Here is a 21466-nt window from a genome sequence, read left to right on the forward strand (position 1 = left end):
GAGCGGGCGCTATCGCTGGCAAGCCAGCTCACAGGGATTGTGTGAACTCCAGCCAAACCCCCACAGTCAACCCCGAACACGCCCCTGTTCGGAGACTGATGATGAACTACCCCAAGCCCCCCTTCCCCAAACAACACCAACCCGTCCCCGGCTCCCAGCGCAAAATGGACCCTTACCCGGACTGCGGCGAGCAAAGCTATAAAGGCTCGGGCCGTCTGGAGGGCAAGATCGCCCTGATCACCGGTGGTGACAGCGGCATCGGTCGTGCCGTGGCGATCGCCTTCGCCCGTGAAGGTGCGGACGTGGCCATTGCTTATCTTGATGAGCAGGAAGATGCGCAGGAAACTGCGCGCTGGGTCGAACAGGCCGGTCGTCAATGCCTGTTGCTGCCCGGCGACCTGGCGCACAAGGTGCATTGCCAGGCACTGGTGGAAAAAACCGTCGAACGCTTTGGCCGCATCGATGTGCTGGTCAATAACGCCGCGTTCCAGATGACCCACGAAACCCTCGAAGACATTCCGGACGAAGAATGGGTGATGACTTTCGACGTCAACATCACCGCCATCTTCAGGATTTGTCAGGCCGCGCTGAAACACATGAAACCCGGCAGTTCGATCATCAACACCAGCTCCGTCAATTCGGACATGCCCAACCCCACCCTGCTCGCTTACGCCACGACCAAAGGCGCTATCGCCAACTTCAGCGCCGGTCTGGCGCAAATGCTCGGGCCGAAAAATATCCGGGTCAACAGCGTGGCCCCCGGGCCGATCTGGACACCGCTGATCGTATCGACGATGCCTGAAGAAACCGTGCAGAACTTCGGCGCCAACACCCCGCTTGGTCGCCCGGGCCAGCCCGTGGAAGTGGCGCCGATTTATGTGCTGCTGGCTTCGGACGAAGGCAGCTATATCACTGGTCAGCGCTTTGGTGTGACCGGTGGTAAACCGATTCTTTGAGGTGACGCTGAAAAATTGAACCCGTGGACATTTCCGCTGCTCAACACTTTATCGGGCCTCAACGGTTTAAGGCTGTTCACTGATCTTGAGACAAGCGCTCCCCAGTGGCGAGGGAGCTTGCTCCCGCTGGGTCGCGAAGCGCCCCCTCTTCCCCCAAAAGAAGGGGCCTGCTGCGCAGTCCAGCGGGAGCAAGCGCCCTCGCCACAGATACAGGGTTGCCTTCAAGTGAACAGCATTCTTCCACGACAGGCCTTTGGATATCTGGAGGTCGCCATGTCCGCACCTATCGTCAAGCTGTTTACCCAACCGAACTTCGCGTGGACGGATATCCGCAAGGAAGAGGAAGCGCATCCGCGCCACTATCTTGCTCATTTGCTACTGCTCGCCTTGATCCCGCCGGTGTGCCTGTTTTTCGGGACCACCTACGTAGGCTGGAGTCTGGCGGAAAACGAAACGGTCAAGCTCAGTGCCGCCAGTGCGCTGCAACTCTGCGTGCTGCTATACGTCAGTATCCTGGCTGGCGTCGCGTTGATGGGGCTGTTCATTCGGTGGATGTCGCGCACCTTTGATTCCCGCCCGACCGTCAATCAATGCATCGGTTTTGCCGCCTATACCGTCACCCCGTTTTTCCTCGCCGGCATCGCTGGCCTGTATCCGAGTCGTTGGCTGGCCATCCTGGTGTTAGGCGCAGCGTCGGCGTATTCGACCTTCCTGCTGTTCGTCGGTTTGCCGACGTTCATGCATGAGCGCAAGGAACAAGGCCTGCTCAACGCCACTTGCGTCTGGGGTGTCGGGCTGCTGGTGTTGGTTACGATTCTGGTGGAAATGATCCTGGTGTGGTTCAACGTGTTGACGCCCGAGTATCTGCGCGCCACGGTCGGTTGATGCCCGCCGCGATGAGTTTCATCGCCTGGGTCGCCGTGCTGGGTGCCGTGCTGCTGACGCTGGCCCTCACCTCGTCGTACCTGCGCTGGATGCCAGTGACCACCTCGGCCGTGTGCCTGGTCCTGGGTGTGGCCATCGGGCCGGCGGGGCTCGGCTGGCTCAGGCTGGATATAAAGGACGCGTCGTTCTGGATGGAGCACCTGACGGAAGTTGCGGTGCTCTTTTCTTTGTTCGTCTGCGGCCTCAAGTTGCGCCTACCGCTCAAGGATCGCAAATGGCGCGTGGCGTATGGGCTGGCGGGGCCGGTCATGCTCCTGAGCATCACCGGCGTCTGCCTGTTGCTGCATTTTGCTTTTGACCTTGCGTGGGGGCCGTCGCTGCTGATCGGCGCGATATTGGCGCCCACCGACCCGGTATTGGCCTCACTGGTCCAGGTCAACGATGCCAAGGACGACGACCCGGTGCGCTTCGGGCTCTCTGGCGAAGCCGGTCTGAACGATGGGATCGCTTTTCCGTTTGTGATCCTCGGTCTACTGTTCTTGCAACAGGGCGATTCCTTTTCAACAACCTGGCTTGATGACTGGGCACTCAAACGCCTGCTGTGGGCCGTGCCCGCGGGTTTATTGATCGGCTATTGCATGGGCCGTGGCATTGGGCGTTTGACCTTGTCGATGCGCATCCGGAACGCCGACAGCACGCTCTCCCCCAATGATTACCTGACCTTCGCGCTGATCGCTCTGGCCTATGTCGCCGCCGAATCCGTTCACGGCTATGGGTTTCTGTCGGTATTCGCCGCAGGCCTTGGTTTGCGTGGCGCCGAGGTCAAGTCCACGGGTGATTCACAGCCACCTGCCGAGCATTTGGTTCAGGCGGTGGTCGGCCACCAGAACGTCGAGCCCGATGCTGCCGTGCATGGCGATGTGGAGCATCTGCAAGACACACAAGTCGCGGCCGGGATCATGATCGGCGACATGCTGTCCTTTGGCAGCCTGGTGGAACGGGCAATGGAAGTCTTTTTGGTGACGTTGCTCGGCGTCGTGCTGATGGCCCACTGGGACTGGCGCGCCCTGGCCATCGGTGGCGTGTTGTTTTGCCTGATTCGCCCCTTAAGCGTCGCGCTCATACCCTGGGGCAACTTGCTGGACGGTCGACAGCGGTTATTGATCGGCTGGTTCGGCATTCGCGGGATTGGCAGCTTCTATTACCTGTTCTATGTCCTGAACCATGGATTGAATCCGTCAGTCGCAACGCTTTGTACCGACCTGACGTTGTCCGTGGTCGCGCTGAGCATTTTGATCCACGGCATCAGCACGCAACCGGTCCTCGCGCGCTATGAGCAAACCAAGAAGCCCATCGTTGAACCGCGAACTGCATGAGGCTAGTGCCGAACTCATGCAGCCTGCATGACCTCTATTCGCCAGCACGCAATTTATCTCATTGATTTGGCGAGGTTTATCCAGCCGTCGAAAGCGGCACGACAAATGCTCCAGTCCCATGAGCGACTTTCGGCATCGAGACCGTTCGCGCCCATCCATCCGTGACGACTTGAGAGACCTTCACCATGAACGCCATAGACCTGTTAAAAGCCGACCATGAACGCGTAAAAGGCATCTTGAGCCAATTGAGCGAATCCACTGAGCGCGGCGTTAAAAAGCGCACGGAATTGCTCGCCAAGCTGGAAATGGAGATTTCCATCCACACCCGACTGGAAGAAGAAGTCCTGTATCCGGCGTACAAAAAAGCCGGCGGCAAAGAGCAGGACGTCATGTACTACGAAGCCAAGGAAGAACACCGCACCGTCGATTCTCTGGTACTGCCGGATTTGAAAGTCACTGACCCGTCGACACCTGAGTTCGCCGGTCGAGTCAAAGTGGTCAAGGAGTTGCTGGAACACCACATTGAAGAGGAAGAAACAGAAATGTTTCCTCAAGCCAAGAAACTGCTCGGTAAAGCAGAGCTGGAAGAATTGGGGGCGCAGATGGAATCGCTGAAGGCTCAACTGAAGAAAGAGATGGGTGCGCCTAATATGGCGGCTTGATTACACATTCACAGGAAAACTTGCTCCCGCTGGGTTGCGAAGCGACTCCCTTTTCTCCCAGAAGAAGGGGCCTGCTGCGCAGTCCAGCGGGAGCAAGCTCCCTCGTCACAGATAGAGGCAACTACTTCATCGCAGATGCAATGATTTCCACCAGATTGAGCTGGGTAAAAGGTTTCGGCAACCTGGGCAGCCTGGCCGCAAAACCTTCCAGCCGTTCGGCATAACCTGTGGCAAGTACAATCGGCATATCTGACTTCAATGTTCGGATAGCATCAGCCAGTTGCGCCCCACTCATTTGCGGCATCGCCATGTCGGTGATTACCAAGTCAATTGTTTGATCACGCTCGAACAATTCCAACGCCTGAACGCCAGACGTCGCAGCGATCACCCGATGACCAAGATCCTCAAGCAACAGACAAGTACTGGTCAGGACCAGGCTGTCGTCATCCACCACCAACACGCACAGCCGGGACACTTCCGGCGTGGCCGGCTCATCGATAACAGACGCCTGTTGTGCAGCGCTGGCAGCAACGGGCAACCATAGTTCTGCGGTAGTACCTTGATCTTTCTTGCTCTTGAGAACGAATCGTCCGCCGAGCTGTTCGATAAAACCGTGGACCATCGACAATCCCAGCCCGGTGCCTTTACCCAGCCCTTTTGTGGTGAAAAACGGGTCCATCGCCGAGGCCAGCGTCGCCTCATCCATGCCCTCTCCGGTATCAGTGACACTCAGGCACACATATCGCCCGGCCACCATGTGCGGGCGAAATTCATCACGGACTTGTTCGGTGCGGGTGCTGATGACGATTTTTCCGCCATTGGGCATCGCATCACGGGCGTTGGTAGCCAGGTTCAACACAGCGAGTTCAAGCTGATTGACGTCGGCCATCACGGGTTCAAGTTGCGGTGGAAAATGGGTTTCCAGAACGACTGAAGGACCCAGCGAGCTGCGCAACAACCCGGAGATTCCTTGCACCAGAGCCGGTATCTCAACGGGTTCGGATTTGAGTTCCTGGCGCCTGGCAAAGGCCAGCATGCGCTGGGTCAGCGACACACCCCGCAGTGCTCCCTGAGTGGCGTTGTCGATCAGTCGGGTAATTTTCGGGTCGTCCGCAATTCGTTTGCGGACAATTTCCAGATTGCCAAGGATGACGGTCAGCAGGTTGTTGAAGTCGTGGGCGATACCTCCGCTGAGCTGGCCGATAGCCTGCATTTTCTGCGCCTGGAACAGCGCTTCACGGGTTTTCTCAAGGGCTTGCTGCGCTTGTGTCACCTCGGTGATATCGCGGGTGATCTTGGCAAACCCGAGCAAAGTGCCGGTCTCGCCCCAGATCGGATCAACCACAACATGGGCGAAGAATCGGGTGCCGTCCTTGCGTACACGCCAGCCTTTGTTTTCAAACCTGCCCTCACGAACTGCGATTTCCAGGGTTCGTTTCGGTTCACCCGCCGCGCGATCTTCGGGGGTGTAAAACATCGAAAAATGCTGGCCGATGACTTCTTCGGGTGCATAACCCTTGATGCGCTGAGCGCCCAGGTTCCAGTTGGTCAGGCGTCCATCCGGAGCAAGCATGTAGATTGCGTAGTCGGTGACGCTTTGCACCAGCAGGCGGAATTGTTGCTCGCTTTGCTTGAGCACTTCCTCGGCCATTTTTCGGTCGGTCAGATCCCGTGTGATCTTGGCAAACCCCAGTAACTGTCCCGACGCGTCGTAAATCGGGTCGATCACCACGTGGGACCAGAAATGCGTGCCGTCCTTGCGCACGCGCCAGCCTTCCCCTTCAAAACGTCCTTCGCGAATCGCCGTGTCCAGAGCCATTTGAGGCTTACCGATACGGCGATCTTCATCGGTGTAGAAGCGCGAGAAATGCTGACCGAGAATTTCGGCCTCTTCATAGCCTTTGAAACGCCGCGCGCCAGCGTTCCAACTGATGATGATGCCGTCGGGATCAATCATGTAAATCGCGTAGTCAATCACCGCATCGATCAACAAGCGAAAACGCTTGTCCTCGAAGGCGGCGGCCTTGGTTTGATCTTCGCTCATTGATCCCTCTGCACTGTTGTATCCGAGCAGTATGCGACAAACCACCAAATTGGAAAGCCGTAAAAACAACGGGTACGAGGTTATCGGTAAACGTACTTCACGATGTAGGCGTACAGGTCGTTATAGACGAAATCAGGCACCTGTTTGGCGAATGTTCCAGCCTTCAGCAAAGCCAGGTGACATTCCTTCACCATCTCGTCGCGCTCCTGATGGGTGTAGACATGTTTGTTGATGATGGTGGCGTAGGCGCTGTAGCTATATTTGGTGGATGTCGAGGTGATAGTCAGCTCACCTTTGGAGTCTTGGCTGTACGTGCTATGCGCCCGCAACGTACGCTCTTTCAGTGCACCGAGTCCGCGTTCATACAAATAAATCTGTGACCCGCTTTCGGTTTTGGCAAGGTTTTCGAACGCGAGAATGATGGCCTGGGCATTACTCATGCTCGTTTCCAGGGCCGAATAGCTGACAAACCGTTCCAGCTCCTTGTTTTCCAGGCTCTTGAGCGCCCGTTTGATACTCGATACGTGAGCGAAGGGCTGGTTGCAGGCCACGATATGCACTTCTATTTGATAACCGGGTGCGAAAGTTGCGATGCCGGCAAAATCGATGCTGTCGAAGGCGCATTCCATGATGATGTTGTATTGTCGTTTGAGCACCTCAGTGAAGATTTTCGTGCCAAGTTCACGGACAAAGGCCTCGGTATGCTCGTAGGCGTGCAGCACGCCAAGCTTGATTATCTCAGCGTACTGCGGGTGTTTTTCCCGGTACTCCGGCAAGTACAACCGAACATAATTGGCGTAACGCCCAGACGGTATCAGGCTCTTTTCCAGTAGATAGGTTTTACCGGAACCCTGCAGGCCGGCGGTGACCAACAGCTTGGGTGGGGTTTCGGCAGTTTTCTCGGCGAACAGTGTGGTCGTGATTTCATCGAACGCCTTGGTCACGTCCTCGGGGGTGTAGGTGTATTTCTCTGCATCTGACATACCTTGATTTCCTTATCAAAGAGTTAGGTAAAAGTGATAACCAGCTCATTGAATAAAGTGTGCTTTCGGCAATTGTTCAAATGGCTGTTTGCATCAAGGTATGTCGATGTTTTCTAAGGTAAAAAATCCTACTACGCCGAGTTAAAAATCGTCGGCGCAATCGCCCACCAACGCGGGAGTAACTGCTTGACCTTGCTCTCGCCAAACCGGTCATCGATCAACATCACTACCCCTTGGTCCTGTTGGGTGCGAATCACCCGCCCAGCGGCTTGCACCACTTTCTGCACACCCGGAAACAAGTACGTGTAGTCGTAGCCAGCGCCGAAAATCGCCGCCATGCGCAGCTTCAGTTGTTCGTTGACCGGGTTGAGTTGCGCCAGCCCCAAGGTGGCAATGAACGCGCCAATCAGCCGTGCGCCGGGCAAGTCGATGCCTTCGCCAAACGCCCCACCCAGTACCGCGAAACCGACGCCCTGGCTCTCGGCGGTGAATTGGTCGAGAAACTGCTGACGCTGCTCCTCTGCCATCCCTCGGGATTGCGACCATAGATTGATCTGCGGATACCGCTCGGCCAGCAACTGTGCGACTTGCTGCAAGTAATCGAAACTGCTGAAGAACGCGAGGTAATTACCGGGACGTTGGCTGAACTGTTGCGCGATCAGCTCGACAATCGGTAACAGTGACGCCTGACGATGAACGAAGCGTGTGGAGATCTGGTTGACGATGTGCACTTGCAATTGATCAGCGTGAAACGGCGATTCGACGTCGATACACACGGTGTTGGCCGGCGTGCCGAGCAAATCAGCGTAATAGTGCCGAGGGCTGAGCGTGGCGGAAAACAGCACGGTGCTGCGCGCTGCCGTCAAGCGCGGACCAATAAAACCGGCAGGCACCACATTGCGCAGGCATAACTGCGACAGGCTTTTCTTGCGGTCGAGGTCGCGTTTGCTGATATCGAACAGGAACTGCTCGTCGAAGAGTTCCGCTACCCGGCAAAACTGCAGCATGTCGAAGTAGAAGCTCTGTAGCGCACTGTCCAGCCCTTGCGGGTGATCGTTCAGGTAGTCGCCGATGCTGGCGCTGCATGATGACAACGCCTGGAGCAGTTTTTCCGGTGGTTTGTCATAGGCCTGATAGGCGCCCGGTTGCTGATTGTGCAGGGCATTCCATTCGCGGTTGACCCGTTGCAAAGGCTTTTTCAACGCCTCCGGGGCGGTTTTTCGCACGCCATTGAGGGACGATTGATCGAGGCTGGCGCTGTACATCTGGCGACCGCGTTCCACCAGATTGTGGGCTTCGTCCACCAGCGCCGCGACTTTCCAGTTATTCGCCTGGGCCAGGCCGAACAACAAGGCGCTGAAGTCGAAGTAATAGTTGTAGTCGGCCACCACCACGTCTGCCCAGCGGGCCATTTCCTGGCTGAGGTAGTAAGGACAAACCGTGTGTTCCAGTGCGATCTGACGCAATGCACTCTGGTTTAACAGACTGACTGCGCTGGCAGCCTGACGCGCCGCCGGCAAGCGATCGTAGAAACCCTGGGCCAGCGGGCAGGATTCGCCGTGGCAAGCCTTGTCCGGATGTTCGCAGGCCTTGTCCCGGGCAATCATCTCCAGAACCCGCAATGGCGGCGCATCGGCGCTGTCGAGAATCACCTGCGCAGCGTCCAGAGCCAGTTTGCGTCCCGGGGTTTTCGCGGTGAGGAAAAACACCTTGTCCAGCTGCTGCGGCGCCAGGGCTTTGAGCATCGGAAACAAGGTGCCGACGGTCTTGCCAATTCCGGTCGGCGCCTGGGCCATCAGGCAACGACCGGTACTGACGGCCTTGAACACTGACTCGGCCAAATGACGTTGGCCCGGTCGAAAACCGGCATGGGGAAACGCCAGTTGCTGCGCGGCCCGATTTCGCCCGTCGCGGTGAACCATTTCCTGCTCGGCCCAGTGCAGGAACCGTGCGCAATGCTCATCGAAAAACAACCGCAGATCCGTGGCCGTGAAACTTTCGACCAGGCAGGTTTCCTTTTCGCTGACGATGTCGAAGTACACCAGCGCCAGATTGATCTGCTCAAGTTCGAGTTTCTGGCACATTAACCAGCCGTAGACCTTCGCTTGAGCCCAGTGCAGTTGACGGTGGTTGGCCGGTTGCTTGTTCAAGTCGCCGCGATAGGTTTTGACTTCTTCCAGGCAGTTTTGCCCGGGGTCATAGCCGTCCGCCCTGCCCTTCACGGTCAGGTTTTGGTGCTGACCTACCAGCGCAACTTCACTTTGATAGCCCTCGCTGCGCCGGGACGCCACTGTGCGATGGCCGACGATGCCCTCCAGTGCGGTTGGCGACGGCGTAAAACGCAGGTCTAGGTCACCGACCTTGGCGGTGAATTCACACAGCGCCCGCACGGCAATGCTGTAGCTCAAGCGCTCTGCTCCGCCCATTGCACGTAACAAACAGCAATCGGCATCCGGTGTTCATGGCAGAACTCCAGCCAGCGCAGTTGGTTGTCCTGCAAGCGATCCCCCGGGCCTTTGACTTCGATCATGCGGTAGGTCTTTTGCTGCGGCCAGAACTGGATCAGGTCCGGCATGCCGGCGCGATTGGCCTTGATGTCCAGCAGCAGGCGGTTAAACCAGTGCTTGAGGTGCGCGGCCGGCAGGCAATCGAGGGCTTGTTCGAGCAGCTCTTCGCTGAGCATGCCCCAGAACACGAATGGCGATTGAATGCCCCACTTTTGCGTGTAGCGTTCGCGGATCGTCTGCTGATAGCGCCCGTCATCGAGTTCCGCGAGGCAAGCCTGGAACAAATCAGCCCTGCGGCTATGGAAATCCTCATTAAGCAGATCCACCGGACCGCGCTGGAACGGGTGAAAAAACGCCCCTGGCAGCGGCGCGAAAATCGCCGGCCAGCACAGCAGACCGAACAGCGAGTTGATCAAGCCGTTTTCGACGTAGTGCACTGGCGCGGATTCTTCCGACAGGTGCGACTGCACGTAATACTCCACCGACATCACCGGGTCGGTCCTGGGCAGTTGCAGGTCCAGACGCAGCATTGCTTGCGGAGAACGACGCTTGATCGGCGGCCCGCCCAGTTTGCGGCGCAGTCTTGGCAACATCCTAAATAACAGCTGTTGTTCGGCGGCGCTTTCAGGAGATTGTTCAGCTCGGGCCGCCAGCTCCAGCGCCAACTCATATTCGCCACACCGCTCCAGCACGCGGATCAGCCGCAGACGTGCGCCGGGATACGCGCACATTCGGTACAGAGCCAATGCAGTAGAGAAATCCGCCATGCGTTCGCAATGCTGGGCCATCTGGAATAGCAGTTTGTCGCGACGCCGTTGTAGCCAGGGATTGCTCAATGTCAGTCCGTTGACCTGCTCAACAATGCCCGCCAGCGCCTCACCGGCTTCGAACAATTGTTGGCACTGGTGCAGAAACAGGCAGGCGTCGACGTCCTCACGGCTGCGCAAGCCTCGGGAGTCGGCACAGAACTCGACTTTTTCGTAGGTAAAAATGCCCAGGTCAGCCAGCACAAACTCGGACCAGTCCTGGTAAAGATTGCCGAAAAACATCAAGCGCAGTCGATCGCACACGCTCATGATGGTCAGGCTGAACAAGCGGTCACCCAGTGTCGGGCACCAGTCCCTGAAGCTCTTTGTTTCAGGGAATTGTTCACTCAGTGCCGGCAGCCAATCGGTTTTTTTTCCCTTGGGATGATCAATGACACTGCCCAGACATTGAAGAATCTCAGCCTTGAGCAACACTTCGAACAGCGCCTTGATCGACAGTGGCAACTGCTCATCGATCCACCCCAGCGCCAGCAACGGCTCGGCAGCACGGGCGATATCACCGATCTCGGCGTAGTGCAATTTGCTGAGTCTGAAGTGAATTCCCTTGCGCATGACTATCCTGACCAGTAGCGCCCTGGATTCACGTGGCAACCGATTGCAGTCAGCAATGAATTGCTGCTCCTCGACGCTTAATACATCGGCATAGCGATGTTCAAGCCAATCAAGCACTTGCATGAAGTTGTTAAGGTAATAGAACGGATCGTCGAGCGGATTTGCAGTCACTGGAAAAAGGGCCATGGCGAGCGAGTACTGGTTATGCGTACAGATACCAGCATCACCCTGCCCGGTGCAAACGGAAAAGGATAAGCGGCGACGCTGTCAGGTAAATTTTCTGGCGCGTCGAACTTTATGCCGATCCGTTGCACCAATCGCGATAGAGATGCGGGAGCTCACAAAATCCGCACAAATCATTTACAGACAAGAGAGGTGATCATGAACATCAAGACTCTGGGTCTACCCTTGGCGGTAGCGGCGTTTCTGGCACTGACCGGTTGCTCGACGCCAACGGTTGTCACCCTGCAGAACGGCACCCAATATCTGACCAAGGACATGCCGAAAACCAAGACCAAGGATGGCTTCTACGAGTTCGAGGATATTTCCGGTGCGACGGTCAAGGTCAGGGCCGACGAAGTGGCCACGATTCGCCAGGAAGACTGAGGACCCGACCAAATGAAAATGGTCGCGCCCCTTTTGGCCTCCCTCCTCGCCGCCAGTGCGTGTGCGATAACGAGTACCTGTGCCAGCGCTGGCACGTTTCCGACCATCCTCAATACCAGCTTCGACTGCGCCCGGGCTTCGGCATCCATCGAAAAACTCATCTGTCGCGATCCGCAGCTGAAGCGAATGGAGATCGAACTGACGCGCCTTTATCGCCTGGTACTCACGGATGATCATTCGGTACCGCGTCCGGACAAAGTCGAGGCGGAACAACGATTCTGGGTCCTTGAACGTAATGCCTGTGCCTCCGAAGCGGAGCCCAAAGCCTGCACAATCCGCAGCTATGCCGAGCGGGCGTTCCAGTTGCGCCAGGGTTCGGCCATTGCGCGGACCAAAGACCCCAGCAGAATGACAGAAGGCCCCGTAGCCTTTCGTTGTGAAAGGCTGAACGCATTAGTGGCTGCCACTTACTTCACGATTGAACCTGGTGTCGTGTATCTGAAATGGGCCAACGCTTCGGTGACCCTCAGCCAAGTGCCGAGCGATTACGCAACGCTCTACACGGGCAAGGACTCCAAGGGCAGCTACAGCTTCTCGCAAAACGGCGCCGATGTGCTTTTGCAGATACCCGGTTCAGGGACGCTGCGATGTATGGCCGAGCCGGTCGGCTGAAATTCTGCAACCGGCCCGGCGCTCATCACCCTCAGCTGCCGGTGCGAATCTTGTTCCACACCCGGGTACGAATCCGGTCGATGTTCAGCGGCATCGCCTCCAGGGCGAACAATTTCCCCATCATTTCCGGGCTCGGGTAGACCTTGGTGTCGTTCTTGATGGCCGGGTCGATCAAGCTGTCAGCCTGCTCGTTGCCATTGGCGTAATGCACGTAGTTCGTGATGCTGGCCATGACCTCCGGGCGCAGCAGGTAGTTCATGAAGGCGTAGCCGGCCTTTTCGTCCGGGGCATCGACCGGCATGGCAACCATGTCGAACCAGATGGCCGCGCCTTCCTTGGGAATCTCATAGCCGATGTCGATGCCGTTCTTGGCTTCCTTGGCGCGGTTTTCCGCTTGCAGGATGTCACCGGAGAAACCGACCGCCACGCAGATATCGCCATTGGCCAGGTCGCTGGTGTACTTGGACGAGTGGAAATAGCTGATGTAAGGCCGCACTTTCATCAGCAACGCTTCGGCCTTCTTGTAGTCTTCCGGGTTTTTACTGTGATGCGGCAAGCCTAGATAGTTCAGGGCGGCTGGCAGCAGTTCCGGGCCATTGTCGAGAATGGCCACGCCGCACTTCTGCAACTTTTCCATGTTCTCGGGCTTGAAGATCAGGTCCCAGGAGTCCACCGGCGCGTTGTCGCCCAACACCGCTTTGACCTTGGCGATGTTGTAGCCGATACCCGTACTGCCCCACAGGTACGGGAAGCCGTGTTCGTTACCCGGATCGTTGGTTTGCAAGGCCTTGAGCAGCACCGGGTTGAGGTTCTTCCAGTTCGGCAATTGGCTCTTGTCGAGTGTCTTCAGCGCCTTGCCTTCGATCTGCCGCGCCATGAAGTGGTTGGACGGGAACACCACGTCGTAACCGGATTTGCCGGTCATCAACTTGCCATCAAGGGTTTCGTTGCTGTCGTATACGTCGTAAGTGAAGGCGATGCCGGTTTCTTTCTGGAAGTTCTTGGTGGTGTCGGGTGCGATGTAATCCGACCAGTTGTAGATCTTGACGTTTTCAGCCGCCTGACTGATTGAAGCGACCAGCATGAGCGGCGCAAGGGCCAGTGTCTTTCGGAGCATGAGTCGATTCCTGTGGTTTTTTATTGGAAAGCTGTTTGGCAGGCAATCAAAGGATCAGATTTCAAGTTTCAAAAAATCAAAACGTAGGTCTTGCGCACGGTTTCCTGGATGTCCCAGATACCGAGGGTGTTCGCGGGCAACATCAGTGCGTCACCGGCTTCTATGTGCAGGGTTTCGCCGCCGCCATCCGGGGTGAACGTGCAGCGCCCCTGTATGAAGTGACAGAATTCCTGAGCAACGATCTGCCGCCGCCAACGACCGGGCGTACATTCCCAGACACCGGTTTCGACGCCGTCATCGCGCTCGACGCTGGTGGTCGAGGCCACAGCGACCGGTGTGCCCAGAGGCACGGCGACCGGGTTGGATTCTTCGAGTTTCAGGGTGGCGGTGTTTTTGAATTGAGTGATGCTCATGGGAGTACCTGTCGATCCAGCCTATAGATGAAGAACGTGTCGTTTACTGCATGAAACCTTCCATGAACCCCGCGACCCCGCTGGCGAGTTTGCGCCGCCAGGGCGCGGTGGCCGGGTTGGCCAGGGTCTGGTCTTCGTGGACGAAGCTGCGGATGATCGCGTTGTAGCCGAGCCAGCGGCACGGCTCGGGCTCCCAGGCCCGGAGTGTGTCGAGCCCGCCCTGCGGGATGACCCAGGGTTGGTGAACCAACTCGGTATCGCGTTCCAGGATCAGGTCGGCGAGGGTTCGCCCGCCGAGGTTGCTGGCGCCGACGCCCTCCCCGCCGTACCCGCCGGACAAGGCAATGCCGCTGACCCGGTCACACAGCATGTGCGGTTTGAATCGCCGCGACATGCCGAGGTTGCCGCCCCAGCCGTGAGTGATCTGTACATTCTTGAGTTGCGGGAAGAGTTCGCCGAACAGATAGCGCCGTAGTTCGACTTCACTGCTGGTCAGGTCGAAGTCATGGCGCAGCTTGCCGGCAAACTGGTAGCCGCCCCGCGCGCCAAAGATCAAGCGGTTGTCCGCCGTGCGTTGGCCGTAAGTGACCTGGCGGCTGCTTTCGCTGAACGCCTGGCCGCGACTCAGGCCGATCTCGTCCCAAGTGGCGGCGGACAGCGGCTCCGTGGCGACAATCAGGCTTTGCACCGGTAGCTGATAACGCCCCAACGGCGGCAACGTGACCGAATAGCCTTCCACCGCGGGCACCACCCAGCGGCTGCGCACCGAGGCTTTTGCCGTGCGCAGGCTGCCCGACTGCCATTGAGTCACCGGGCTGTTTTCGTAGATCTTGACGCCCATGCGTTCGACCGTACGGGCCAGGCTGCGAACCAGTTTGGCCGGGTGCAGGGTCGCGACATGCGGCGCGTAAATGCCGCCATAGGGTTTGGCGATGCGAATTTGTTGCGCCAACTGCTCACGAGTGAGCCAGCGGTAATCGTTTTCGTTGAGGCCCTGGCTGTAGAGCTTATCCAGATACTGTCGCAGGCCGGTTTCCTGCTCGGGATAACGCGCGGCGCAATAAAGCACCCCGCCTTTACGGAAATCGCAGTCGATGCCTTCACGTTCGAGGACGATTTCCACTTCATCGGGAATACTGTGCAACAAATCGTAGGAAGCCCGGCGTTGCTCCGGGGACAGCTGCGCCAGGAGCCGGTCCTCGCCCAGCAAGTTGCCCATCAGCCAGCCGCCATTGCGCCCCGAGGCGCCAAAACCGGCGGTTTGCGCCTCGATGATGGCAATGTTTAGCCCAGGCGCCTGTCGTTTGAGGTAATACGCGGTCCACAGCCCGGTATAACCGGCGCCGATGATCGCCACGTCGACATCCAGATCCTGCTCCAGCGCCGCACGCGCCTGTAGCGGCTCGTCGAGTTGGTCCATCCATAAACTGATAGTGCGCCACGCCGGCATGTCTGACTCCGCCACTCAAACTTCGATGACGGTGATCCTAGTGCGTGGCCTCAGAGGCTGTCTTGCGCGCGTGCACGCAAAGAAATTTGTTTGGCGTAGGCCTTGGGCGACTGGCCGGTGTGCTGACGGAAACAACTGTAGAACGCCGACAGTGAATTGAACCCGGCCGCAAACGCCAACTCGTCAACGCGAACCGGTGGCGTGGCATTGTCCAGTGCGGCGAGCAGGTGTTGCAGGCGTGCCTGGTTGACGTAGCGGTAAAAGCTCTGGCCCAGCACCTGGTTGAGCAGATAGGAAATCTGATTGCGGCTATACCCGCACTCCTTCGCCACCCGTTGCAGGTCGAGCTCAGGATCGAGGTACGGTTGCTGGCGTTGGAAGTATTGCTGGAGGTCTTCGGCCATGAAGCTCAACTGACGAGGCGACAAGCCGAGCCGGCTCTCGGCCGGACGCCGCTTGCTGGCGCTCTGGCTGGCCGGTTGTTCGCGGACCAGCGAGGCATATTCGTTGACGCGCCAGATCAAGCCGTCGCGCACGGTAATCGCTTCACTGGAGCGAAACGACACCAGCTTATCGGTGCCGCGCAAGGTCATCTGGTATTGAATGAACGCCGTGTTGCCATCCAGACGGATGCGGTCCGAGTGCTCCAGCGCCTCATCGGGATTGCGCGGCATGCTGACGCGCACGTACTCACGCAGCTCATCCAGGCCCATCACTCGGTTCTGAAAAAAATCGTTGTACTGGACGTCCGGGTGGTACAGGGCCATGACGCCATCCAGGTCCCGATGCTTCCAGCACAGGTGATAGCGCATCACCGTCTCGCCCGTGGCCTGGGTTTGCAGCGGACCATCATCATCAGCGCGCATAAAGGTCTCGGTGGAAAAACGCCGAGCTTGCCGAATTTCAGCAGCAGCTTCAATGGCTAACCGGCCGCAGGTTGCGGACCGAAAAATCCCGGCTTTCGTGACCTGTATCAAAAAAACACCAGCAATCGCCAAACGGCCTGAAGAATCCACATTATTTTCACATCAGGGTGCTACTTTTAAAGACTGTCACAGGTTGAACCATTGAAGGTTCTTCCCTCCTACCCTGAGCTAACGGAAGCGCTCGATAAAGAAGGCGGGCAACACATGAATAAAGGATTCAGTAAGGTCACCTTTCCAAACGCCTGCCAGCTGATGCGCTGGCATTTTCATCCCATGGGTTTTGAGGCGAGCATGGACGCCCCAGGCAGCATGATTGCCCGTTTGTTTGATCGGGCCACTGGCGAGACCATGATCGCCATTGCCGGTATTCCTTGTGCCACGGTCATGAATGCTGCGGATGTAGAACGAATAATCGAAGCCGTGGAGGATGAGCTTGAAGCCTTCATTCCCCCGGTGGCCCTCAGAAGTTATGCCTGAAGGCCGAAAGTCATAAAGATGTCCGTTTTGCTAATGCCGATCAGTTTTGACTGATCGGCATTTTTCATTCAGCCATCGTTCGGTGTCAGGCAACTTGCAAACAACTGCTGAATCGGTTGCGTCCGCTGGCTATAGCGCTGCAGCAACACAATCTCCCGATAAAACGTCAAGTCGCCCAAGCGAATTACCCTGACCTTCGCCCCATGTTCAAGCCATAGCCCCGCTTCGGGCAGCAGGGAAATGCCCAAACCGCATTCGACCATTTTGACGATGGCCTCCAACTCATCCAGCTCCAGTGCAACGTGCACGTCGATCTGCTGTTCGCGCAGAAAACGCGTCACCAGCCGACCGCCGAAAGAATTGCGGTCGTAGCGCACATGGGGATGCTCGGCGAGCAGATGTAACGGCTCATCACCTTCGAGATCCGCCGGCACGATCAGCACAAAGGGTTCGCGGCGTATCACCTGCGCCGAGAGTTCCTTGGGCAGCTCGAACGGCGGCTTGATCAGGATCGCCAGGTCGACTTCGCCGGTGTCCACCTGGCTCAATAAATTGAGCGACACACCGGGTACGAGTTTCGGCTCCAGCAGCGGCGCCTGCTGACGCAAACGCAACAATGCCTGGGGTAACAATCCGGTCTGAGCGGTGGCCACGGCGCCAATTTTCAACTCGCCGCGGTATTCGCTGACATCGTCGCTGACGGCCATTCGATTGAAGGTTTCGAGGATTTCCCTGGCCATGGGCAGCGCACGCTGGCCCGCCGCATTGAGCAGCGCCTGGCGTCCGGTGCGATCGAACAAGCGAATGCCGAGGCTATGTTCCAGATTGCGAATCTGCGCACTGACCGCCGACTGCGTCAGGCCGATGTGCATGCCGGCCGCCGCGAACGTGCCGTAACGCGTCACCGCGATGAAGGTTTTCAGTTCTCGCAGCATGGCGACCTCGACTGATCGAAATAATTTGAGCTCGGCGCAAAAACTATCGTCTTTTCATCGAAAAGCACAGGGTTAAACTCAGCTTCAAATTCCCTGAAACCGAGGTACGCCCGATGCAACTCTCACCTTTTCACCTGGCCATCCCGGTTTATGACCTGGCCGCCGCGCGGCACTTTTATGGCAGCGTTTTTGGCCTGGAAGAAGGTCGCTCCAGCGAGCATTGGGTCGACTTCAACTTTTTTGGCCATCAACTGGTGATTCACCTCGCGCCGAAGAATGCCTCGCAGGAAGCCGCCCACACCAATGCCGTAGACGGCCATGACGTACCGGTGCCGCATTTTGGTGTGGTGTTGGGGATGAAGGAATGGGAGGCGTTGGCCGAGCGATTGAAGTCGCTGGAAACTCGCTTCGTTATTGAGCCTGGGATTCGCTTTCAGGGATTGGTGGGTGAGCAGGCGACGATGTTCCTGTTCGATCCCTGCGGGAATGCGTTGGAGTTCAAGGCGTTCAAGGATATCGGGCAGTTGTTTGCCAAATAAGTGTTGTCTGCTAGGCCTCATCGCTGGCAAGCCAGCTCCCACAGGGTCGTGGTGTATTCGTCTCATATGCACGACTGATCACTGTGGGAGCGGGCTTGCCCGCGATGGGGCAATTCCAGCCAATACACTTCTAACCGCCCAACACCTTTTCCGCCTCAGCCAAGAACTCTTCAACCGAACCATGCGCTGTAGGGTCATGTTCGATCTGACCGATGCTGAACCTTATGTCATACCCGCGATGCGCCGTGGCATTTCGCTCATCTAGCATTTCCTCAAGCCGGGCCTTGATTGCGTTGGTGTCCACGGCACTGGAGCCGGTCAACAAGGCGACAAACGTGGCACCTTCCAGGCGCCCGATCACGTCGCTTTCCCGGAACCCGATCCGCAACACATCGGCGAAAATCTTGAGGGCGTTGTCGCCCTCAGCACGGCCAAACAGGTAGTTGATGCGCTTGAAGTCATGCAGGTTGAAAAACAGCAAGGTTGCCGGCCTCTCCAACTGCATGCAGGCCTCCAGCCCCGCTTGAGCCAACGCCAGAAAGCTGTGGCGGTTAGGCAACAGCGTGAGCTCATCCATGCTCGCCATTTGCACGCCTATCAGTTCTTGCTCTGCCTTGCGGGCGAGGTCGCGCAGGAGTTCCCGCTCCTGCTGTGGCGTCCGCATGGGGTCGGCGCGGACGCCGGGTTTGTGCGGTTTGCCTGAAATCAACATCACATACTCCTTTGGAGGGTATGTTTCTTAGAGTCCTCGATACCGGGTTTAACTCCGTGTTTACTGGCCGTTGGTCAGCTACCCGCCTGTCGGACACGGCCCTCCGGCGTCTGCCCAGAGTTTGAATTGGCTGACAAATATGTCGTGCGGCACTGGCACCGGAGCGCGATTGCCCCCCGGATTCCAGCCCCAGAGCACCAGTTTGTCCTCGCTGACATGCTTGATCAGCGCCGGAAAATCACGATCGCCGTTGCTGGCGCGGTCCTTGATCATGGCGCACAACCGGTCGGGGGGCAGACCGATCCAGGCCATTTTGTGCGCGGCCGGTGGAAGGCTCCAGTGCGGCGCCCCCGGCGGTGCCTTGGGATCGTAACTGACGGGCGGATTGGTCTCGGCGTGACAGGTGGCGCACGGCAAACCGGCCGCGCCCTTGCCGTCCATGCCACGCACGACGTTCATCGCGTGGGGTTTTCCGGCATCGAACTGCAACGGCGAATCGCCGGGGATATGGCAGTTCTGGCAACGCGGGCTCTGGAAGACTTGCTGTACCGTATCAAAAGCCTTCAAGGCTTCGCGGTCATCGGCGAACAACTCGGTTGTGTAGATAAACAGGCAAACCAGCAGCACCCCGCCGAGCAACCAGTGATGTCGTCTCATTTCATACCCCCGACAACTGCAGCGGCAATTCCCGCAGGCGTTGCCCGGTCAGGGCGAACACGGCGTTGGCAACTGCCGGCGCCGTGGGCGGAACACCCGCCTCGCCAATGCCGCCCGGTTTTTCTGTGCTGGGCACAATGTGCACCTCCACCACCGGCATTTCGTTCAGCCGCAGCACTTGATAGTCGTGGTAATTGGACTGCACCACCTGCCCGTCCTTGAAGGTCAGTTTGCTGTGCAAGGTGAAGCCGAGACCAAACGTGATGCACGATTCCATTTGCGCGGCGATGCTCTGCGGGTTGACCGCAATCCCGCAATCCACCGCACACACCACCCGATGCACACGAATCGCCAGGTTGTCCTGGGACACCTCGGCAACCTGCGCCACGTAACTGCCAAAGGATTCATGCACTGCCACGCCCAAGGCATGACCATCCGGCAGCGGCGCCTTCCAGTTGGCTTTTTCCACGGCCAGGTTCAGCACGCCGAGGTGGCGTGGGTGGTCCTTGAGCAACGTTCGTCGGTACTCCACCGGGTCCTTGCCCGCCGCCGTAGCCAGTTCATCGATCAACGATTCCATGACAAACCCGGTGTGGGTGTGCCCCACCGACCGCAACCACAGCACCGTGATGCCGGTTTGCGGTGAATGCAAGTCAACCTGGTGGTTGGCCAGCCCTTCGAGGTAGGGACTGTCGGCCACGCCTTCGACGGACGTTTTATCGATGCCGTCCTTGACCATCGCCGCTTCCAGCATGGTCCCGGCCATGATCGATTGGCCGACCATCACATGTTTCCAGGCCGTGGGCAGGCCATCGGCACCCAGGCCAACCGTCGCATGGTGGAGGAACGCCGAGCGGTAATAGCCGCCACGAATATCATCCTCCCGCGCCCAGACAGTTTTGACCGGCCCGCCCGCTGCCTTGGCAACGTGCACCGCTTCAGCGACGAAATCCGAGGTCGGGTTGGCTCGCCTGCCAAAGCCGCCGCCGAGGAATTCGGTGTGAATCTCGACCTGCTCGGGTTTGAGCCCGGTGATTTTCCCGGCGACCATTTGATCCAGCGTCTGAAACTGCGTCCCGGTCCAGATCTCGCACTTATCCTGGGTGATGCTCACAGTGCAATTGAGCGGCTCCATCGGTGCGTGGGCCAGGTAAGGTACGCTGTACTCGACGTCGATAGTTTTCGCCGCTTTGGCCAGTGCAGCCTTGGTATCGCCAGCCTGGCCAGCGGACGTACCGGGCGTGGTCGCGAGTTTGCGGAAGCGCTCCAGCAGCTCCTGACTGTCGAGGCCGATATTCGGTCCCAGATCCCATTCGACCGTCAACGCATCACGACCCAATTTAGCCGCCCAGTAGTGATCGGCGATGACCGCCACGCCGGTCGGCACCTGCACCACCTTATGCACGCCGGGTATCGCCAGCGCCCCGGCACCTTCGAAGGATTTGACGCTACCGCCAAACACCGGTGAGCGAGCGACCATCGCCGTCATCAAGCCGTCGAACTGCACGTCCATGCCAAACTTCGCCCGTCCGGTGATTTTTTCCGGGGTGTCCAGGCGCTTGGTGGGTTTGCCGATGAGTTTCCAGTCCTTGGCCTCTTTCAGCTTGATCGTCTTTGGATCCGGCACCGGCAGTTTGCCGGCGTCATCGGCCAGCTCACCGTAGGTAGCGCGCTGGTCGCCAGCAATCACCACGCCGGATTCGGTGCGAATCTCGGCAGGCGCGACGTTGAAGCGCTTGGCGGCTGCCTCGATCAACATCAACCGCGCCGCCGCACCGGCCTGGCGATAACGGTCGAACTCCATCCAGGTCGACGTCGAGCCACCGGTAATCTGCATTCCGCCAAACCCGGCCAGGCCGTAATCCTTGGCCGAGGCTGGGGAATGCTCGACGCGAATTTTCGACCAGTCGGCGTCCAGTTCTTCGGCGATCAACATGGTCAGGCCAGTCCAGATGCCCTGACCCATTTCCGAATGCCCGAGCAACACGGTGACGCTGTTGTCATTGCCGATGCGCAGGAACGCATTCGGCGCGAACACATTGCCCTGATTTTCGGCGCCCATGGCAAAACGGTGGGCACCGGGAATGACAAACGCCACCACCAGCCCGCCGCCCAGCACCGCGCTGCCCTTGAGGAAATTGCGACGTGTTAACGAATTGAGGCTGTCCAT

Annotated in this window: 20 protein-coding genes; 8 read left to right on the top strand and 12 right to left on the bottom strand. The window is 58.1% G+C overall.

Translation table 11 applies throughout. From position 1 onward, the window contains the following. Positions 1 to 98 precede the first annotated feature (98 nt). The 4 genes from KGB21_RS10205 (at position 99) to KGB21_RS10220 (ending at position 3879) form a co-directional block, all read left to right on the top strand. Positions 99 to 956, top strand: coding sequence for an SDR family oxidoreductase (locus tag KGB21_RS10205; protein ID WP_223505033.1), 858 nt, complete (start codon positions 99 to 101; stop codon positions 954 to 956). Positions 957 to 1229: 273 nt separating this feature from the next. Beyond that, positions 1230 to 1841, top strand: a complete 612-nt coding sequence (locus KGB21_RS10210) for a Yip1 family protein (protein ID WP_034148809.1) — start codon at positions 1230 to 1232, stop codon at positions 1839 to 1841. Positions 1842 to 1852: 11 nt separating this feature from the next. Then, positions 1853 to 3217 (top strand): cation:proton antiporter, encoded by a 1365-nt coding sequence (locus KGB21_RS10215; protein WP_223505085.1) that lies wholly within the window; start codon positions 1853 to 1855, stop codon positions 3215 to 3217. A gap of 185 nt (positions 3218 to 3402) precedes the next feature. Further along, entirely contained in the window at positions 3403 to 3879 is a 477-nt protein-coding gene (locus tag KGB21_RS10220; protein ID WP_223505034.1) for a hemerythrin domain-containing protein, read from the top strand. 121 nt (positions 3880 to 4000) lie between these two features. Here KGB21_RS10220 and KGB21_RS10225 read toward each other — a convergent pair whose 3' ends face one another. From KGB21_RS10225 to KGB21_RS10240, 4 genes are all read right to left on the bottom strand, one after another. Beyond that, a complete protein-coding gene (locus KGB21_RS10225; RefSeq protein ID WP_223505035.1) occupies positions 4001 to 5923 on the bottom strand; it encodes a PAS domain-containing sensor histidine kinase in 1923 nt (640 codons plus the stop codon). Between the two features lie 80 nt (positions 5924 to 6003). After that, entirely contained in the window at positions 6004 to 6906 is a 903-nt protein-coding gene (locus KGB21_RS10230; RefSeq protein WP_223505036.1) for a zeta toxin family protein, read from the bottom strand. A 131-nt stretch (positions 6907 to 7037) separates the two neighbouring features. Next, positions 7038 to 9314 carry an ATP-dependent DNA helicase gene (locus KGB21_RS10235; RefSeq protein ID WP_223505037.1) on the bottom strand — a complete coding sequence of 759 codons (2277 nt, stop codon included), beginning with the start codon at positions 9312 to 9314 and terminating at the stop codon, positions 7038 to 7040. Beyond that, on the bottom strand, positions 9311 to 10978 hold the full coding sequence (locus KGB21_RS10240) for a VRR-NUC domain-containing protein (RefSeq protein WP_223505038.1): 1668 nt from the start codon (positions 10976 to 10978) through the stop codon (positions 9311 to 9313). The genes KGB21_RS10235 and KGB21_RS10240 overlap by 4 nt, the downstream gene beginning before the upstream one ends. A 195-nt stretch (positions 10979 to 11173) precedes the next feature. Here KGB21_RS10240 and KGB21_RS10245 point away from each other — a divergent pair, with 195 nt between their 5' ends. Both KGB21_RS10245 and KGB21_RS10250 read left to right on the top strand, forming a co-directional pair. Beyond that, positions 11174 to 11398, top strand: coding sequence for a YgdI/YgdR family lipoprotein (locus tag KGB21_RS10245; protein ID WP_034148814.1), 225 nt, complete (start codon positions 11174 to 11176; stop codon positions 11396 to 11398). A gap of 12 nt (positions 11399 to 11410) precedes the next feature. Further along, entirely contained in the window at positions 11411 to 12070 is a 660-nt protein-coding gene (locus tag KGB21_RS10250) for a hypothetical protein (RefSeq protein WP_223505039.1), read from the top strand. Between the two features lie 31 nt (positions 12071 to 12101). Here KGB21_RS10250 and KGB21_RS10255 read toward each other — a convergent pair whose 3' ends face one another. The 4 genes from KGB21_RS10255 to KGB21_RS10270 form a co-directional block, all read right to left on the bottom strand. Beyond that, positions 12102 to 13187 (bottom strand): polyamine ABC transporter substrate-binding protein, encoded by a 1086-nt coding sequence (locus KGB21_RS10255; protein WP_223505040.1) that lies wholly within the window; start codon positions 13185 to 13187, stop codon positions 12102 to 12104. Positions 13188 to 13255: 68 nt separating this feature from the next. Beyond that, positions 13256 to 13600, bottom strand: coding sequence for a cupin domain-containing protein (locus tag KGB21_RS10260; protein ID WP_034148817.1), 345 nt, complete (start codon positions 13598 to 13600; stop codon positions 13256 to 13258). A 43-nt stretch (positions 13601 to 13643) separates the two neighbouring features. Continuing rightward, on the bottom strand, positions 13644 to 15050 hold the full coding sequence (locus tag KGB21_RS10265; protein WP_223505041.1) for an NAD(P)/FAD-dependent oxidoreductase: 1407 nt from the start codon (positions 15048 to 15050) through the stop codon (positions 13644 to 13646). Between the two features lie 50 nt (positions 15051 to 15100). Then, positions 15101 to 15916, bottom strand: coding sequence for a helix-turn-helix domain-containing protein (locus KGB21_RS10270; RefSeq protein WP_223505042.1), 816 nt, complete (start codon positions 15914 to 15916; stop codon positions 15101 to 15103). A gap of 264 nt (positions 15917 to 16180) precedes the next feature. On the opposite strand from KGB21_RS10270, the gene KGB21_RS10275 reads away from it, so the two are divergent. Continuing rightward, positions 16181 to 16453: a DUF1652 domain-containing protein gene (locus KGB21_RS10275; protein WP_034148820.1), complete on the top strand. Its 273-nt coding sequence runs from the start codon at positions 16181 to 16183 to the stop codon at positions 16451 to 16453. A gap of 68 nt (positions 16454 to 16521) precedes the next feature. On the opposite strand, the gene KGB21_RS10280 is transcribed toward KGB21_RS10275, so the two are convergent. Beyond that, complete coding sequence (locus KGB21_RS10280; protein ID WP_223505043.1) at positions 16522 to 17388, bottom strand: LysR family transcriptional regulator; 867 nt, start codon at positions 17386 to 17388, stop codon at positions 16522 to 16524. Between the two features lie 113 nt (positions 17389 to 17501). Between KGB21_RS10280 and KGB21_RS10285 the strand changes: the two genes are divergently transcribed. Next, on the top strand, positions 17502 to 17927 hold the full coding sequence (locus KGB21_RS10285) for a VOC family protein (protein ID WP_034148822.1): 426 nt from the start codon (positions 17502 to 17504) through the stop codon (positions 17925 to 17927). 130 nt (positions 17928 to 18057) lie between these two features. Here KGB21_RS10285 and KGB21_RS10290 read toward each other — a convergent pair whose 3' ends face one another. The 3 genes from KGB21_RS10290 to KGB21_RS10300 all read right to left on the bottom strand — a co-directional run bounded on the left by KGB21_RS10290 (position 18058) and on the right by KGB21_RS10300 (position 21466). Then, a complete protein-coding gene (locus KGB21_RS10290; protein WP_223505044.1) occupies positions 18058 to 18639 on the bottom strand; it encodes a GGDEF domain-containing protein in 582 nt (193 codons plus the stop codon). A 78-nt stretch (positions 18640 to 18717) separates the two neighbouring features. After that, positions 18718 to 19296 (bottom strand): hypothetical protein, encoded by a 579-nt coding sequence (locus tag KGB21_RS10295; protein ID WP_223505045.1) that lies wholly within the window; start codon positions 19294 to 19296, stop codon positions 18718 to 18720. Between the two features lies 1 nt (position 19297). Continuing rightward, positions 19298 to 21466, bottom strand: a complete 2169-nt coding sequence (locus tag KGB21_RS10300; protein ID WP_223505046.1) for a xanthine dehydrogenase family protein molybdopterin-binding subunit — start codon at positions 21464 to 21466, stop codon at positions 19298 to 19300.

The organism is Pseudomonas sp. GL-RE-29 (genome assembly GCF_019947275.1).
GTDB classification, from domain to species: domain Bacteria; phylum Pseudomonadota; class Gammaproteobacteria; order Pseudomonadales; family Pseudomonadaceae; genus Aquipseudomonas; species Aquipseudomonas fluorescens_A.

What these genes read in the sequence shown, in the direction of transcription:
- KGB21_RS10285 (WP_034148822.1), top strand. Translation starts at nt 17,502, where the DNA reads ATGCAACTCTCACCTTTTCACCTGGCCATCCCGGTTTATGACCTGGCC.
- KGB21_RS10290 (WP_223505044.1), bottom strand. Translation starts at nt 18,639, where the DNA reads ATGTTGATTTCAGGCAAACCGCACAAACCCGGCGTCCGCGCCGACCCC.
- KGB21_RS10220 (WP_223505034.1), top strand. Translation starts at nt 3,403, where the DNA reads ATGAACGCCATAGACCTGTTAAAAGCCGACCATGAACGCGTAAAAGGC.
- KGB21_RS10270 (WP_223505042.1), bottom strand. Translation starts at nt 15,916, where the DNA reads ATGCGCGCTGATGATGATGGTCCGCTGCAAACCCAGGCCACGGGCGAG.
- KGB21_RS10240 (WP_223505038.1), bottom strand. Translation starts at nt 10,978, where the DNA reads ATGGCCCTTTTTCCAGTGACTGCAAATCCGCTCGACGATCCGTTCTAT.
- KGB21_RS10295 (WP_223505045.1), bottom strand. Translation starts at nt 19,296, where the DNA reads ATGAGACGACATCACTGGTTGCTCGGCGGGGTGCTGCTGGTTTGCCTG.
- KGB21_RS10205 (WP_223505033.1), top strand. Translation starts at nt 99, where the DNA reads ATGATGAACTACCCCAAGCCCCCCTTCCCCAAACAACACCAACCCGTC.
- KGB21_RS10275 (WP_034148820.1), top strand. Translation starts at nt 16,181, where the DNA reads ATGAATAAAGGATTCAGTAAGGTCACCTTTCCAAACGCCTGCCAGCTG.
- KGB21_RS10245 (WP_034148814.1), top strand. Translation starts at nt 11,174, where the DNA reads ATGAACATCAAGACTCTGGGTCTACCCTTGGCGGTAGCGGCGTTTCTG.
- KGB21_RS10280 (WP_223505043.1), bottom strand. Translation starts at nt 17,388, where the DNA reads ATGCTGCGAGAACTGAAAACCTTCATCGCGGTGACGCGTTACGGCACG.
- KGB21_RS10215 (WP_223505085.1), top strand. Translation starts at nt 1,853, where the DNA reads ATGAGTTTCATCGCCTGGGTCGCCGTGCTGGGTGCCGTGCTGCTGACG.
- KGB21_RS10265 (WP_223505041.1), bottom strand. Translation starts at nt 15,050, where the DNA reads ATGCCGGCGTGGCGCACTATCAGTTTATGGATGGACCAACTCGACGAG.
- KGB21_RS10225 (WP_223505035.1), bottom strand. Translation starts at nt 5,923, where the DNA reads ATGAGCGAAGATCAAACCAAGGCCGCCGCCTTCGAGGACAAGCGTTTT.
- KGB21_RS10255 (WP_223505040.1), bottom strand. Translation starts at nt 13,187, where the DNA reads ATGCTCCGAAAGACACTGGCCCTTGCGCCGCTCATGCTGGTCGCTTCA.
- KGB21_RS10300 (WP_223505046.1), bottom strand. Translation starts at nt 21,466, where the DNA reads ATGGACAGCCTCAATTCGTTAACACGTCGCAATTTCCTCAAGGGCAGC.
- KGB21_RS10210 (WP_034148809.1), top strand. Translation starts at nt 1,230, where the DNA reads ATGTCCGCACCTATCGTCAAGCTGTTTACCCAACCGAACTTCGCGTGG.
- KGB21_RS10260 (WP_034148817.1), bottom strand. Translation starts at nt 13,600, where the DNA reads ATGAGCATCACTCAATTCAAAAACACCGCCACCCTGAAACTCGAAGAA.
- KGB21_RS10230 (WP_223505036.1), bottom strand. Translation starts at nt 6,906, where the DNA reads ATGTCAGATGCAGAGAAATACACCTACACCCCCGAGGACGTGACCAAG.
- KGB21_RS10250 (WP_223505039.1), top strand. Translation starts at nt 11,411, where the DNA reads ATGAAAATGGTCGCGCCCCTTTTGGCCTCCCTCCTCGCCGCCAGTGCG.